This window comes from Microbulbifer maximicatervae (SeqCode) (assembly GCF_052467815.1).
Map to the genome: position 1 here is coordinate 4,186,218 of NZ_CP174326.1, position 13,912 is coordinate 4,200,129.

Consider the following 13,912-nt stretch of genomic DNA (forward strand, 5'->3'; position numbering starts at 1 on the left):
CGACACGGAAGGCACCTTCCAACCCAAAACCATAAACTGTGCGAGACGATTATGAATAAGACCGCTCTCTCTCTGGCCATCGTTGCCATGGTACCTGCTCTGGCCAACGCCCAAGATGAAGGCGATGTACTCGACTTTTACGGCAAAGCCAATGTCACTTTCCAGGCGGCTGACGAAGGTGATGATTCTGTCACCGACGTTCAGAGCAACGCTTCCCGCCTGGGCGTTAAGGGCGAAATCGCCCTGACTGAAGGCGTTAAAGGTATCTACCGTATGGAATACGAAGTAGATATGGACGGTGACGCTGACGATACTTTCTCCCAGCGCAACATCTACGCAGGCCTGGAAGGCGGTTTCGGCCAATTGATCGCGGGTAAATTCGATACTCCCCTGAAAGTTGCCCAGAAGAAAGTTGACCTGTTCAACGATCTGGAAGGCGATATCAAGAGTCTGATCACCAACAGCGATAACCGCGAAGAAGACGCGCTTCAGTACACTACCCCTTCTTTCGGCGGCTTCAAAGCTTCCGCTGCTTTCATCAGCAACAAAGAAGAAGTTATTGACGACGTAACTGGCGAAGAACGCAACAACGGCGTATCCATGTCTGTCGCCTACGACAACAATGGTGTTTACCTGGCCTACGCTATGGACCAGGACGTTGAAGATCAGGACGTTGATGTTCATCGTTTCGTAGCCCAGTACAACATCGGCCCCGTACAGGTAGGCGCCCTGTTCGAAGAGCAAGACACGGATGATGGGGAAACTGTTGATGGCTGGATGAGTTCTGTTGCTTACAAACTGGACCAGTGGACACTGAAAGCCCAATACGGCCAATCTGATATCAAAGAAGAAGGCGGTGAAACTTTCAGCCTGGGCGCAGACTACAAATTCAACAGTGCAGCCAAAATTTTCGGCTTCTACACCGACGAAACCGCTGACGACGACTACGATCGCAGCTACGCCGGTATTGGTGTTGAATACAAGTTCTAATCATTCCTGAGGTGCAGCGATCCAATTTGGGAAGTGCGATTCTGTCGCATAGGGAAGATTGAGCAGTAAAAAAGGCGGCCTTTGGCCGCCTTTTTCACTCTGGGGAATTTCCTAAGGAGCCTCTAAATAACCAATAGATCCATAAAGCGATTAACTGACAACTGCTTTAACCCTTGAAGATCATTAATAGCTGCAAAAATTTTGTTAGCCCGCCCTTGAGGGAATCGCGTAGCTAAATTACTACGGAACTTATCTTCCAATAACGGAATCCCCTCCCGTCGGCGACGGCGGTGTCCCATCGGATATTCAACTTCAATCTTTTCTGATGCGTCACCACTTTTAAAAAATACTTGTACCGCACTGGCTATAGAACGCTTATCTGGGTCTAAATAATCTTTTGAGTAACCTTTATCTTCTATCACTTCAATCTTGTCCCGCAAGATATCGATCTCTTTGTGATCGCGATGAAAATCATCTTCATAAAAACCTGGCTGTAAGTCACCAAAAATAAGCGCCACTGCAACAATATATTGCAAACAATGATCCCGATCTGCCGGATTATTTAATGGACCTGATTTAGTGATGATGCGAAGGGCTGATTCATGTGTGGTCACTACCACCTTGGTAATATTATCGATACGGTCTGCAACCTGTGGATGTAAAATAATTGCCGCCTCACAAGCTGTTTGACCGTGAAACTCAGCCGGATAAGAAATTTTGAATAAGATATTCTCCATGACATAGGAGCCAAAACTTCTGGGGAACTGAAAATTGCGCTCTGATGGTGGTTTCAGTTGCTGCTCAGCATTCAACTTGCTAAACAGGACATCATAAAACCCCCATTGTTTCGCCGTAAGTACTCCGGGCACTCCCATTTCTCCACTTATCGCCAAATCAGCCAAGCGAACACCACGGGAACTCGCATCACCTGCAGCCCAGGACTTGCGTGATCCAGTATTCGGGGAGTGCCTATAGGCCCGCAATGCTCCACCGTCCGCCCACGCCTGAGACACCGCCGCCATTACTTCCTCCCGCCCAGCACCTTTAAGCCAGGCAGCCACAGCGGCAGAAGCAACCCGCACCAGTAGTACATGATCGAGCCCAACCCGATTAAAGCTGTTAGACAATGCCAAGACACCTTGAATCTCGTAGGCTTTGACCATTGCTTCGAGTACCGCGCCCATTTTTATTGGGCTTCCCCCTTTAACTAATCGCCCTTGCGACAGGTGGTCACAAACGGCCAATATTGCCCCAAGATTGTCAGAGGGATGCCCCCATTCAGCCGCCAACCAAGTGTCGTTGTAATCGAGCCATCGAATTGTACAGCCGATGTCCCATGACGCTTTTATCGGGTCCAAGCGAAACCGGGTGCCAGGTACCCGGGCCCCATTCGGCACCCATGTCCCCTCCACCCAGGGACCTAACAACTTTGTGCATTCAGGGAAACTCAACGCCAGAAAGGCACACCCCAAGGAGTCCATCAGGCTTAACCGTGCTGTTTCCCAAGCATCACTGGAACCCACTTTGAAATGAAGCACATAATCTGCGATATCCTGTATCACCTGATCGTAATCGGGGCGGATATTCGGAGCGGGGTCAGCAATCATGATTGAATAGCCCGTGAAATTGTCGGAGGGCAAAACAGATGGAGTAAGATTAGCTGTTTCCTAAACTTCAGATAGTTAAACAAACGACCGAAGAATTTTATATTGTTAGGAATCTCTAAAAACAGGAATCAACCCACTTGCAACGAACTAGCGATCCAATAAAAAAGCTTCGATTCCTCAAAGAAACGGTATTACTCCGACAAGGGGATTCTGGTTCCCAGGTTTATTTTATTCATGCCGGCTACGTCCTTATCCAAAAAGTGGACTACTGCGGCAACCTAGCCATTATCGATCTCTACGGGCCCGGATCATGGTTTGGACCAGGTCTAACTGGGAAAAACATGGACATTCAAGCAACCGCCAAATCCGGCAGCGAACTGGAAGTTACATCCATTCAACATCTAAACGCCGTGATGGAGCGCCAATCACAGACCCACGATGGGCTATTGCAACAACTAGCCACAAGGGAATCTCAGCTTCAGCAACGTCTTTTCCTCCACATCACCGCCCCCTTACCGGTCCGGTTGGCCAATTTGTTAGCACAACTATTTAATTACCGGGGACAACCCTGTGGTCATGGACATCAACTAGACATCAAGTTGACCCAGTCCGAACTAGCCGTCATGGCTGGTGGCAGCAGGCAAACAGTCAGCCAACAGCTTAAACAGTGGAAGTCTGATGGTGTTATCGACTATACGCGCCAATATATCTGCCTTCTCGATCAAACCGCGTTAAAAAGCCTGGCAGAGAACCAAATATATGCGCCAGTGTCAGCCAGCTGACAGTTTTACCCTTCCCGCCTTCATATACTTTCCAGCAGCTGAAACCCGGGTATAGCTCTCCCACATCAACAGCAATGGAAAAGGATTATGCGCAGCGCCTACTTATTTACCTCTTTAGTTCTGACACTCGTATTGGGTATTTCTGCAAAGGCCGATGAAAACCTCAATTCAACCTATAAAAGCATGGTTGATAGCCAGGGGAATATTACTTTGCCGGATAATTACCGCCGGGAATGGGTCTTCCTGGGCTCCTATCAGGTAAAGTCCTCGAGTGGCGATGGATGGGATACTCATAATGTTTATACCCAGCCCCAGGCAGTAGAAGGGTATCGCAAAAAGGGGAAGTTTCCCGATGGGACAGTTTTGGTAAAGGATGTTAATAGCACCCAATCGGAGCCCTTAACCACAGGGTTGGCTTATTACTCCTCAGACCTTCAATTCACTTTTATGATGGTAAAAGACGATAACAACCGCTTCCCAGAAAACCCGGCTTGGGCAGAAGGCTGGGGATGGGCTTTATTTAAGCCAGGAATAGCCAAAAGTGAAACTGAAACCTGGAAAGGCACCGGGCTTAACAACTGTTTTGGATGTCATTTGCCTGCCAAGAATAATGACTGGGTATACACACAGGGTTATCAGCAGGTCCTGCAGAACTAAAAAGTAAACAGCAAAAATCAGAGGTTAGAGGTCTATTATTCGGCTAGAGTAACAGCATAGATTCCCTCCATAACAGCTTATCACCCCCACCCCAGCGCTAATTGATTTATATCAATTAGCGCGATCTTGAATACCGTTAACATGCGGCCGCGTCCGACTATTCCACTATGAGTTTTTCCGTGTTTAAACCTGAGTTACTGTCCCCCGCAGGGACTTTAAAAAATATGCGATATGCGTTTGCCTATGGTGCCGATGCCGTTTATGCCGGCCAACCCCGCTACAGCTTGCGTGTGCGCAATAATGAATTTAAAAATATTGAAACCCTGCGCCTAGGCATAGAAGAAGCACACCAGCAGGGAAAACAGTTCTATATCGCCTCTAATATCGCCGCTCACAACGACAAAGTTCGCAGTTACCTGCGGGACCTGGAAGAAATTGTCGAAATGGGGCCTGACGCCCTGATTATGTCCGACCCGGGCCTGATAATGATGGTAAGGGAGCGCTGGCCTGATCTGCCAGTCCACCTATCCGTACAGGCCAATGCGGTAAACTACGCGACCGTAAAGTTCTGGCATCGCCAGGGGTTATCTCGGGTGATACTTTCCCGGGAATTATCCCTGGATGAGATTGAAGAAATTCGCCAGAGAGTGCCTGAAATGGAGTTGGAAGTCTTTGTCCACGGTGCGCTCTGTATCGCCTATTCCGGGCGCTGCTTGCTATCCGGTTATATGACCCATAGAGATGCCAACCAGGGTGCCTGCACCAACTCCTGCCGCTGGCAATACCAAGCTCATGAAGCCAAAGAGAATGAAGTTGGCGAGTTGATTCATGTGCAAACCCAGGAACCCACCAAGCAACCCACCTCCGCCAGTGAAAGTACTTCCCAGGCCTTTTTACTACAGGAAGAGGGTCGCCCTGGAGAATATATGCCGGCCTACGAAGATGAGCACGGTACCTACATCATGAACTCCAAAGATCTGCGGGCCGTACAGCACGTCAAGCGCCTCTCGGAAATGGGCGTTCACTCTTTAAAAATCGAAGGTCGCACCAAATCCCACTACTATGTGGCTCGTACTGCTCAGATCTATCGTCGCGCGATAGACGATGCTGCAGCAGGAAAAGACTTTGACATGAAGATGATGGACGAATTAGAAACCCTCTCGAACCGGGGCTACACGGAAGGTTTCTACCGTCGCCATCCACCAGCAGAATACCAGCAATATGAAAAGGGATTGATATCAACTCCGGGCCAACAGTTCGTAGGCGAGCTTATTGACGGCAGTCCTGAGTATTTGACGATTGATGTAAAAAATCGCTTTGAACGCGGTGATCAATTGGAGTTAATGACTCCCAGCGGTAGCTTGTTCTTCCCCTTGGAGCAAATGGAGAATACGGAAGGTAAGGCTATCGATGTGGCGCCAGGCTCAGGGCATATTGTGAAAATTCCTCGGCCGGAAGGTATTGAAGATACGCAATTGCAGCGGGCATTATTGGTCAAAGCACTGGGCTAAATAACTACCCACAGTGATAAATATGGCGTAATCGCCTTTTTGCAGCTCGTTTTAGCAATCTAGGGAACCTCTGAATAACCCAGAGGCTCCCTAGAAGACTCATTCAGTTTTCTAAAGCACTTCACTCCCCCATCTATTGGCCTACTTACAACCGTTCAGGAAATTTCAAACTCCAGCACTAGACAAGTGCCACTAGCTTGAAAGTCAGCTGAATCCTCAACCACTTCATTCCACATATTTTTCTGCTCGGCTGCAGCTATCTTCAGGGAATGAAAAAGAAACAACCTTGAAATAGCAAAAGTCTCAGCTAGCCTCTAGGCACTAGGCGCACCGCTTACTCTCTCATGCACTCATGGATGAATAGCATATGAGTCACTTCCTGGACCGCCTCACCTTTTTTCGCCAACGCACCGAAACTTTTTCTGACGCTCATGGAATTACAACAGGTGAGTCCCAGGATTGGGAGGATGCCTATCGCAAACGCTGGGCGGCTGACAAAATTGTACGGTCTACCCACGGTGTCAACTGCACCGGCTCTTGCTCATGGAAAATCTACGTAAAGGGCGGCATTGTTACCTGGGAGACTCAACAGACTGACTACCCCCGCACCCGGCCCGATCTACCCAACCATGAACCGCGAGGCTGTCCCCGGGGTGCCAGTTACAGCTGGTACCTCTATTCCGGCACCCGAGTGAAATACCCACTGGTTCGGGCACGATTGGTGGAGGCCTGGCGCAACGCGCGCACCTCTAAATCCCCTGTAGATGCCTGGCGCTCTATTACAGAAGACCAGAACAGTCGTGAGAGCTGGGTTTCCCGCCGTGGTAGGGGTGGTTTCGTCCGTATCGGCTGGGATGAAGTCAATGAGATAATCGCCGCAGCTAACGCCTATACGATCGACAAGTACGGACCCGACCGAGTCGCTGGCTTCTCCCCTATTCCCGCAATGTCGATGGTTTCCTATGCCGCCGGCAGTCGCTATTTATCACTTCTCGGTGGCGTGCTGCTGAGCTTTTACGACTGGTACTGTGACCTACCCCCCTCTTCCCCCCAAACCTGGGGAGAGCAAACCGACGTTCCTGAGAGCGCTGACTGGTACAACTCCGGCTATCTCCTGGTATGGGGGTCAAATGTCCCACAGACACGCTCACCAGATGCGCACTTTTATACCGAAGTGCGCTACAAAGGCACTAAAAGCGTTGTAGTTTCACCGGACTATAGCGAGGCCTGTAAGTTTGCCGATCTGTGGCTGCACCCCAAGCAGGGAACAGATGCCGCCTTGGCCCTGGCACTCGGACATGTTGTTCTCACCGAGTACTATGTAAAGCGGCAGGTTCCGTATTTTATGAACTACGCACGGCAATTCACTGACATGCCATTCCTGGTCAAACTGGTTGAGCGGGATGGACAGTTAGTACCAGACCGGTTGTTGCGGGCGGCCGACTTCAGCGGCGCTCTGGGTGAGGACAACAACCCCGACTGGAAACCCGTCGCTTTCGATGAACCCAGCGGTGATATTGTCTGCCCCAACGGCAGTGCCGGATTCCGCTGGGGACAACAGGGCAAGTGGAACCTGGAAGAGAAAGATGGCCAGGGGCGCGCTATCAAGCTCGCACTGAGCCTGGAGAAAATATCGAACAGCCGGGAAGCCGTTGCATTCCCCTATTTTGGCGCCGATGCCCCTGAAACCTTTGTTGCAACCGGGCACGATACCATCCTGGCGCGTACGATACCGGTAACGACCGTCGAACTAAAAGGAGGCCCTTGCCAAGTAGCCTCCACCTTCGACCTGTTTCTTGCCAACTATGGCGTCGATCGCGACTTCGGCGGCGGCAATATAGCAAAAAGCTACGATGATGATCTGCCTTTTACCCCCGCCTGGGCCGAATCAGTTTGCGGTGTAAAACGCGATGCCATCATCCATGTTGCACAGGAATTTGCCACCAATGCTGAGGCTACTGAAGGCCGATCCATGGTGATCCTGGGCGCCGGCCTCAATCACTGGTACCACATGGACATGAGCTATCGCGGCATTATTGCACTGCTGATCATGTGCGGCTGTGTGGGTAAATCAGGAGGAGGATGGGCACACTACGTCGGCCAGGAGAAACTTCGCCCACAAACCGGCTGGCTGCCAGTCGCCTTCGCCCTGGACTGGAACCGCCCTCCCCGCCATATGAATGGCACCTCATTTTTCTATGCCCATACCAACCAGTGGCGCTATGAATCCCTGAAGGTTTCCGACATCCTTTCCCCACTCGCCCCCAGGGGAGACTGGGGCCAGGAGATCATCGACTACAACGTGCGCGCCGAACGTATGGGCTGGCTGCCTTCCGCACCACAACTGAATACTAATCCACTAGAAGTTGCTAAACAGCTTACCGAAACGGGGGAATCCCCCGCAGAAGCAATTCCCAGAAAATTAAAATCCGGCGAATTGGCATTTGCCAGCGAGGACCCGGACAGTCCCCAGAATTGGCCGCGCAACATGTTCTTCTGGCGCTCCAATGTGCTGGGTGCCAGCGGCAAAGGTCACGAGTATTTTCTCAAACACTTTATCGGTTCATTGCACGGCGTGGTGGGAGAAGAAAATGATGCTGATGAGGGGCGCCCCAGTGAAGTGCGCTGGCATGAAGAGGCCCCTGCCGGCAAACTGGACCTGATGGTGAATATTGATTTCCGCATGTCGACCACCAGTTTGTACAGCGACATAGTCCTGCCCACCGCCACCTGGTATGAGAAACACGATCTCAACACCTCAGATATGCATCCATTCATCCACCCCTTAACCGCTGCGGTGGACCCGGTTTGGGAGTGTCGCAGTGACTGGGATATTTTCAAAGGGATTGCCCGGAAATTCTCAGAAATATGTCCGGAGATACTCGGCGTGGAGCGGGATTTAGTATTGACCCCGATCCAACATGACACACCCGGGGAAATTGCCCAGCCCTACGAACCCAAGGATTGGAAGCGCGGTGAATGCGAGCCCGAGCCTGGCGTTACCATGCCCAGTATCGCCATTGTAGAGCGCAACTATCCAGCCACCTATGAACGCTTTACCTCCATAGGCCCAGAACTGGAACACAAAGGCAATGGTGGCAAAGGGCTCAACTGGAATACCAATACCGAGATCGATAACCTGGCTAATCTCAATGGCAGGATCAAGTCAGGGGAGTGCGCCGGGCGCCCCAAAATCGAAACCGACATCGAGGCCTGTGAAACCATTCTGATGCTGGCACCGGAAACCAACGGTGAAGTAGCGGTAAAGGCGTGGCAAGCACTGGGAAAAAATACCGGCCGTAACCACGAGCACTTGGCCGAGGGTAAAGAAGAGGAAAAAATCCGCTTTCGCGATGTAGTATCACAGCCCCGAAAAATCATTTCCTCTCCCACCTGGTCCGGTATCGAAAGCGAGCATGTTTCCTACACCTCTAACTGGACCAATGTACACGAGCTGATTCCCTGGCGCACAATCACAGGCCGCCAACAACTGTACCAGGACCACAACTGGATGCTGGCATTTGGAGAGGGGTTCGTTACCTGGCGGCCTCCTATCGATACCCGTTCAGTCAAACAGGTGCTGGGGAAAATCCCCAACGGAAACCCAGAGATCCAACTCAATATTCTCACTCCCCACCAGAAGTGGGGAATCCACTCTACCTATACTGAAAACCTGATTATGTTGAGCCTCAACCGGGGCGGCCCGGTGGTGTGGATGAGTGAGGAAGATGCACAAAAAGCCGGTATTAGGGACAACGATTGGATCGAGGCCTTCAACATCAATGGTGCCCTGACGGCCCGCGCGGTGGTCTCCCAGCGCATCATGCCGGGCTCAGCCATCATGTACCACGCCCAGGAAAAAATCGTAAATACCGTGGGCTCGGAAATTACCAATCAGCGCGGTGGCATCCACAATTCAGTCACCCGGGTCAATATGAAGCCAACCCACATGATCGGTGGCTACTGCCAGCTAGCCTATGGTTTCAATTACTACGGCACCGTCGGCGCCAACCGCGACCAGTTTGTGGTGGTGCGCAAAATGAATGAAATCAACTGGTTTGACAAGGAAGTACTACCGGCTACGACTTAAACAGCCTCACTCTCACCACTGCCCCAGCAAAATAATTTTGTGAGTTGTTATGGATTTGGAAATGGACGCGCAAGGTCGCCGGCATAAAAACAGGAAGCTGAGATGAAAATCCGTGCCCAGATTGGGATGGTCCTGAATCTCGACAAGTGTATTGGCTGTCACACCTGTTCAATTACCTGCAAAAATGTATGGACCAACCGCGAAGGTGTCGAATACGCCTGGTTTAACAACGTGGAATCCAAACCCGGTGTTGGTTACCCGAAGGACTGGGAAAACCAAAAGCGCTGGAACGGCGGCTGGATTCGCAAAAAAAATGGCAAGCTCCAGCCCCGGGCTGGCTCAAAGTGGCGCTTGCTGGCCAATATTTTTGCCAACCCGGACCTGCCGGAAATTGATGATTTCTATGAGCCCTACACCTTCGAATACGACTGGCTGCAAAAGGCTCCAGAGCTCCAGGCACAGCCCTCAGCCAAGCCCCGCTCATTGGTCACCGGTGATGTACTGACAAAAATCGAATGGAGCGGCAACTGGGAGGATGATCTGGGCGGCGAATTCAGTGCGCGCTCAAAGGACTATAACTTCGCCGGTGTCGAAAAAGAGATTTACAGCCAGTTTGAGCACACCTTCCTGATGTACCTGCCACGGCTGTGCGAGCACTGCCTGAATCCATCCTGTGTAGCCTCCTGCCCCTCTGGTGCTATTTATAAACGGGAGGAGGATGGCATCGTCCTAATTGACCAGGGCAAATGCCGTGGCTGGCGTATGTGCGTTTCCGGCTGCCCCTATAAGAAGATTTACTACAACTGGTCCACTGGCAAATCTGAGAAATGTATCTTCTGCTACCCCAGGATCGAAGCCGGGATGCCAACCGTGTGCTCGGAAACCTGTGTTGGTCGTATCCGCTACCTGGGCGTTATGCTCTACGATGCCGACCGAATCGAGCAAGCCGCTGCCGTAGAGAATGAAAAGGACCTGTATCCCGCGCAGCGGGATATCTTCCTCAACCCCCACGATCCCGAGATCCAGGCGCAAGCGGCCCGCGATGGTATTCCCCAGGCATGGCTGGATGCCGCAATCAAATCCCCCGTGTACAAAATGGTAATGGACTGGGAGGTGGCATTCCCCCTGCATCCGGAATACCGCACTCTACCGATGGTCTGGTATGTCCCTCCTCTATCGCCAATTCAATCCGCCGCTGAAGCCGGCAAGATCGCCGTTAACAAAGGGATGCCAGATGTCAGTTCGCTACGAATCCCTCTGCGCTACCTGGCCAATCTCCTCACTGCCGGCGACGAGGCACCGGTAGCCCGTGCGCTGGAACGGATGCTGGCAATGCGCGCCTATATGCGCGCTAAAACCGTCGATGGAATAACCAATGAGGAAATCCCAAAAAACGTAGGCCTCACCCGGGTAACCATTGAGGATATGTACCGCTATATGGCGCTCGCCGCCTACGAAGACCGCTACGTAATCCCGACCAACCACCGTGAATCCGAAGAAAATGCATACCACCTGCGCGGTGCTATGGGCTTTAGCTTTACGGAACCACACAACGGAAGTACCAAGCTTGATCTATTTGGCGGCCCCAAGCGCATGCCGGGTAAACGCTATACGGATACCCCCTAATGAAAAGGTTATTACGTGCTCTGGCATTACTACTGGACTACCCCAGTGAATCCGTGAAAACGCATATCAATGATATTCGCGAAACACTGGACAGTGAGCAAACACTTTCCAGCATAGATCGCGCCATGATTGCCCCCTTGCTACGTAGTTATTTACAGCAGGAGCTGCTGAGCTTACAAGTGGACTACAGCGATTTATTCGACAGCTCCCGCGCCCTATCACTACATTTTTTTGAACATATTCACGGTGAAAGCCGCGAGCGCGGCCAGGCAATGCTCAATCTGGGCGAAGAGTACATTGCACACGGCTGCTTCCTTCAACGCGATGAGCTGCCTGATTACATCCCGATCTTTCTGGAATTTATTTCCTGCTTGCCAGAAACCGAAATCCGTGACTGGCTATCGCAACCGGCCCATGTATTTGCCGCCTTAGCCCAGCGCCTCGACGAGCGCCAGTCAGCGTACGCAGGGATCTTTCACCTGCTCATAAAACTCGCAGGAAAACAGCCCGATGCCCAAGCGGTAAAGGAATTACTTGCGCGAAACCAACAAGCAACGGAAACGTCTGTCGAGGAAGAATGGGAGGAAAAACCCATCACCTTTACAACGCCCCAGCACCAAGTTCCACCAAGCGGGATTATCGCGCGGCTGAAAGCCGCCGGTAAATTGATTATGTCTTCCAGCGAAACGTGAAATAAACCACCCAAAAGTTTATTGAGACAAACACCATGCACAGCGTCATCAACTATTTATTATTTGGTTGGTACCCATATGTGGCCCTTACCGTACTGGTGCTCGGTAGCATCATTCGCTTCGACAAAGGCCAATACAGCTGGCGATCACAATCTTCACAGTTCTTACGCCGCAAACAGATGATGCTGGGGTCTAATCTGCTCCACCTGGGAATCCTGATCCTGTTTGTTGGGCACTTTGTTGGCCTACTGACTCCTATTGGGGTTTTTGATTATTTTGGGGTGAGTCACAGCTTCAAGCAGTTAATGGCACTGATCGTTGGCGGCCTTGCCGGAATTGCCGGATTTATTGGCTGCAGCATACTGTTACATCGTCGGCTCTATTACGCTCGCATCCGCCACAGCTCTTCGGTCGGTGACATCCTGGTCCTTGTGCTGATCTGGCTGCAGCTATTTATCGGACTGGCCACGACCATCTGGACCATGGATCACCTGAGCGGTAAGGAAATGGTATTATTTATGGGCTGGGCTCAGGGCATACTCACGTTTACTCCCTCTGCCTCTGAGCTGATTATCAATACCCAGCTCGTCTACAAGATACACATTGTGCTCGGGCTGACACTATTCCTGATTACCCCCTTTACACGATTGGTGCACATCTGGAGTGCGCCCTTTGCCTATGTGTTGCGCCCCGGATACCAAATAGTGAGATCGCGAAGACTCGCTCGCAAAAGTACGACGCCGATACCTGATCCGACCGCACCTCAACCGACAAGCTCAGCACCCAAGTGAAGGCTCAATATGAGCAAAGACAACGCCATACAGTATATCGAACTGCCCCCCTCTCCTACTGGGGCAAAGCTCCAAGACCCCGTATTACCATCTGCCTGCGAGGTCGGCGGTTGCGGTTATGGTCCAGACGTTGAACACACACCGATGCCTGCCTTTGCCGAGGTGCGAGTCAATGGAGTAGAGATTACAGCCGAGGAGATTGCGCGGGAGATGCAATATCACCCAGCCCCAGAGGGCGAAATCGCTTGGCACCAAGCGGCAAGGGCTCTGGCTATTAGGGAACTTCTGCAGCAGGTTATCGCCAGCAGACGTCACAAAGGACAGAGACAAAACGATACCGACAATCCCAATGACACGGAAGAAAATACAGAAATAAGTGCTTTACTGGAGCGGGAACTACCCGCAGCCCACGTCACTGAAGAGGAATGCCGCCGCTATTACGATGGGCATATCCATCGTTTCCGCACGCCTGACTTATTTGAGGCCGCTCATATCCTGATTGAACCCATCGAAGATACCGACAGTGGTCGGCTGCAGGCAGAGCAGCAGGCTCGACAGCTCACCAGCGAATTAGGCAACGATGCAGAGAGCTTTGCCGCAGCCGCTCGGGAATTATCCGGCTGTCCAACAGCCCAGCAGGATGGCTCACTGGGCCAGGTTCGCCGTGGCGAGCTGGATCGGGCTGTACAACAGGCCCTGGAAGCGCTGGCAGAGGGATGCACTGGGCGGGAACCGGTACAGAGCCGTTTCGGCTGGCATGTGGTGCGCCTGCATCGCCGGATTCCCGGGCAGACACTGCCATTTGAGTTGGCCAGGGAAAAAATCCTCGACATGCTGGAAGCGCGCGCTTGGGTAACATCGGCCTCAAGGTTTATTGGTGAACTGGCGCGCACTGCCAATATAGAGGGCGTACAACTCGATTTAAATGCATCGACGACTGAGAGCCCAGCATCATGAGTATCAAAAAACCTCCCAAGGATGCCCACTTGAACCCGGACCTGCACGCCGTGCGGGATGACACTTATGGCCCGGACCAAGAAGGACACGACCCGATGGAGTCAGTCTCCGTCAAGCCTGAAAAAAAACGCCTATGGCCAATGGTGTGGGCCATTGTGACTATTGCCTGTGTACTGATTGCGGTGTTTCTACTGATTCCTTAAGCCTCG

The 13,912-nt window shown here is 51.7% G+C and carries 11 protein-coding genes; 10 read left to right on the plus strand and 1 reads right to left on the minus strand.

Annotation, left to right across the window (positions count from 1 at the left end; translation table 11 throughout):
- Nucleotides 1–51: 51 nt before the first annotated feature.
- On the plus strand, nt 52–990 hold the full coding sequence (locus ACJJIW_RS18175; protein ID WP_444935983.1) for a porin: 939 nt from the start codon (nt 52–54) through the stop codon (nt 988–990).
- 122 nt (nt 991–1,112) lie between these two features.
- Here the strand turns inward: ACJJIW_RS18175 and ACJJIW_RS18180 are convergent, their stop codons facing one another.
- A complete protein-coding gene (locus ACJJIW_RS18180; protein WP_444935984.1) occupies nt 1,113–2,597 on the minus strand; it encodes a bifunctional 2-methylcitrate dehydratase/aconitate hydratase in 1,485 nt (494 codons plus the stop codon).
- A gap of 137 nt (nt 2,598–2,734) precedes the next feature.
- Here ACJJIW_RS18180 and ACJJIW_RS18185 point away from each other — a divergent pair, with 137 nt between their 5' ends.
- The 9 genes from ACJJIW_RS18185 to ACJJIW_RS18225 all read left to right on the plus strand — a co-directional run bounded on the left by ACJJIW_RS18185 (nt 2,735) and on the right by ACJJIW_RS18225 (nt 13,906).
- A complete protein-coding gene (locus ACJJIW_RS18185; RefSeq protein WP_282932672.1) occupies nt 2,735–3,379 on the plus strand; it encodes a Crp/Fnr family transcriptional regulator in 645 nt (214 codons plus the stop codon).
- A gap of 87 nt (nt 3,380–3,466) precedes the next feature.
- Nucleotides 3,467–4,036 carry a cytochrome P460 family protein gene (locus tag ACJJIW_RS18190; RefSeq protein WP_282932671.1) on the plus strand — a complete coding sequence of 190 codons (570 nt, stop codon included), beginning with the start codon at nt 3,467–3,469 and terminating at the stop codon, nt 4,034–4,036.
- Nucleotides 4,037–4,203: 167 nt separating this feature from the next.
- Nucleotides 4,204–5,547, plus strand: a complete 1,344-nt coding sequence (trhP, locus tag ACJJIW_RS18195; protein WP_444935985.1) for a prephenate-dependent tRNA uridine(34) hydroxylase TrhP — start codon at nt 4,204–4,206, stop codon at nt 5,545–5,547.
- A 367-nt stretch (nt 5,548–5,914) separates the two neighbouring features.
- A complete protein-coding gene (locus ACJJIW_RS18200; protein ID WP_444935986.1) occupies nt 5,915–9,637 on the plus strand; it encodes a nitrate reductase subunit alpha in 3,723 nt (1,240 codons plus the stop codon).
- Between the two features lie 102 nt (nt 9,638–9,739).
- Nucleotides 9,740–11,263 carry a nitrate reductase subunit beta gene (gene narH, locus ACJJIW_RS18205; RefSeq protein ID WP_444935987.1) on the plus strand — a complete coding sequence of 508 codons (1,524 nt, stop codon included), beginning with the start codon at nt 9,740–9,742 and terminating at the stop codon, nt 11,261–11,263.
- Nucleotides 11,263–11,955, plus strand: coding sequence for a nitrate reductase molybdenum cofactor assembly chaperone (gene narJ, locus ACJJIW_RS18210; protein WP_444935988.1), 693 nt, complete (start codon nt 11,263–11,265; stop codon nt 11,953–11,955). The genes narH and narJ overlap by 1 nt, the downstream gene beginning before the upstream one ends.
- 35 nt (nt 11,956–11,990) lie before the next feature.
- Nucleotides 11,991–12,746 (plus strand): respiratory nitrate reductase subunit gamma, encoded by a 756-nt coding sequence (narI, locus tag ACJJIW_RS18215; RefSeq protein WP_444935989.1) that lies wholly within the window; start codon nt 11,991–11,993, stop codon nt 12,744–12,746.
- Between the two features lie 9 nt (nt 12,747–12,755).
- The gene (locus ACJJIW_RS18220) at nt 12,756–13,703 is read left to right on the plus strand and encodes a peptidylprolyl isomerase (protein WP_444935990.1); all 948 of its coding nucleotides are present in this window, start codon (nt 12,756–12,758) and stop codon (nt 13,701–13,703) included.
- On the plus strand, nt 13,700–13,906 hold the full coding sequence (locus ACJJIW_RS18225) for a hypothetical protein (protein ID WP_444893773.1): 207 nt from the start codon (nt 13,700–13,702) through the stop codon (nt 13,904–13,906). Before ACJJIW_RS18220 ends, ACJJIW_RS18225 begins: the two co-directional genes overlap by 4 nt.
- Nucleotides 13,907–13,912 lie beyond the last annotated feature (6 nt).

What these genes read in the sequence shown, in the direction of transcription:
- trhP (WP_444935985.1), top strand. Translation starts at nt 4,204, where the DNA reads ATGAGTTTTTCCGTGTTTAAACCTGAGTTACTGTCCCCCGCAGGGACT.
- ACJJIW_RS18190 (WP_282932671.1), top strand. Translation starts at nt 3,467, where the DNA reads ATGCGCAGCGCCTACTTATTTACCTCTTTAGTTCTGACACTCGTATTG.
- ACJJIW_RS18200 (WP_444935986.1), top strand. Translation starts at nt 5,915, where the DNA reads ATGAGTCACTTCCTGGACCGCCTCACCTTTTTTCGCCAACGCACCGAA.
- ACJJIW_RS18220 (WP_444935990.1), top strand. Translation starts at nt 12,756, where the DNA reads ATGAGCAAAGACAACGCCATACAGTATATCGAACTGCCCCCCTCTCCT.
- ACJJIW_RS18175 (WP_444935983.1), top strand. Translation starts at nt 52, where the DNA reads ATGAATAAGACCGCTCTCTCTCTGGCCATCGTTGCCATGGTACCTGCT.
- narH (WP_444935987.1), top strand. Translation starts at nt 9,740, where the DNA reads ATGAAAATCCGTGCCCAGATTGGGATGGTCCTGAATCTCGACAAGTGT.
- narI (WP_444935989.1), top strand. Translation starts at nt 11,991, where the DNA reads ATGCACAGCGTCATCAACTATTTATTATTTGGTTGGTACCCATATGTG.
- ACJJIW_RS18225 (WP_444893773.1), top strand. Translation starts at nt 13,700, where the DNA reads ATGAGTATCAAAAAACCTCCCAAGGATGCCCACTTGAACCCGGACCTG.
- narJ (WP_444935988.1), top strand. Translation starts at nt 11,263, where the DNA reads ATGAAAAGGTTATTACGTGCTCTGGCATTACTACTGGACTACCCCAGT.
- ACJJIW_RS18180 (WP_444935984.1), bottom strand. Translation starts at nt 2,597, where the DNA reads ATGATTGCTGACCCCGCTCCGAATATCCGCCCCGATTACGATCAGGTG.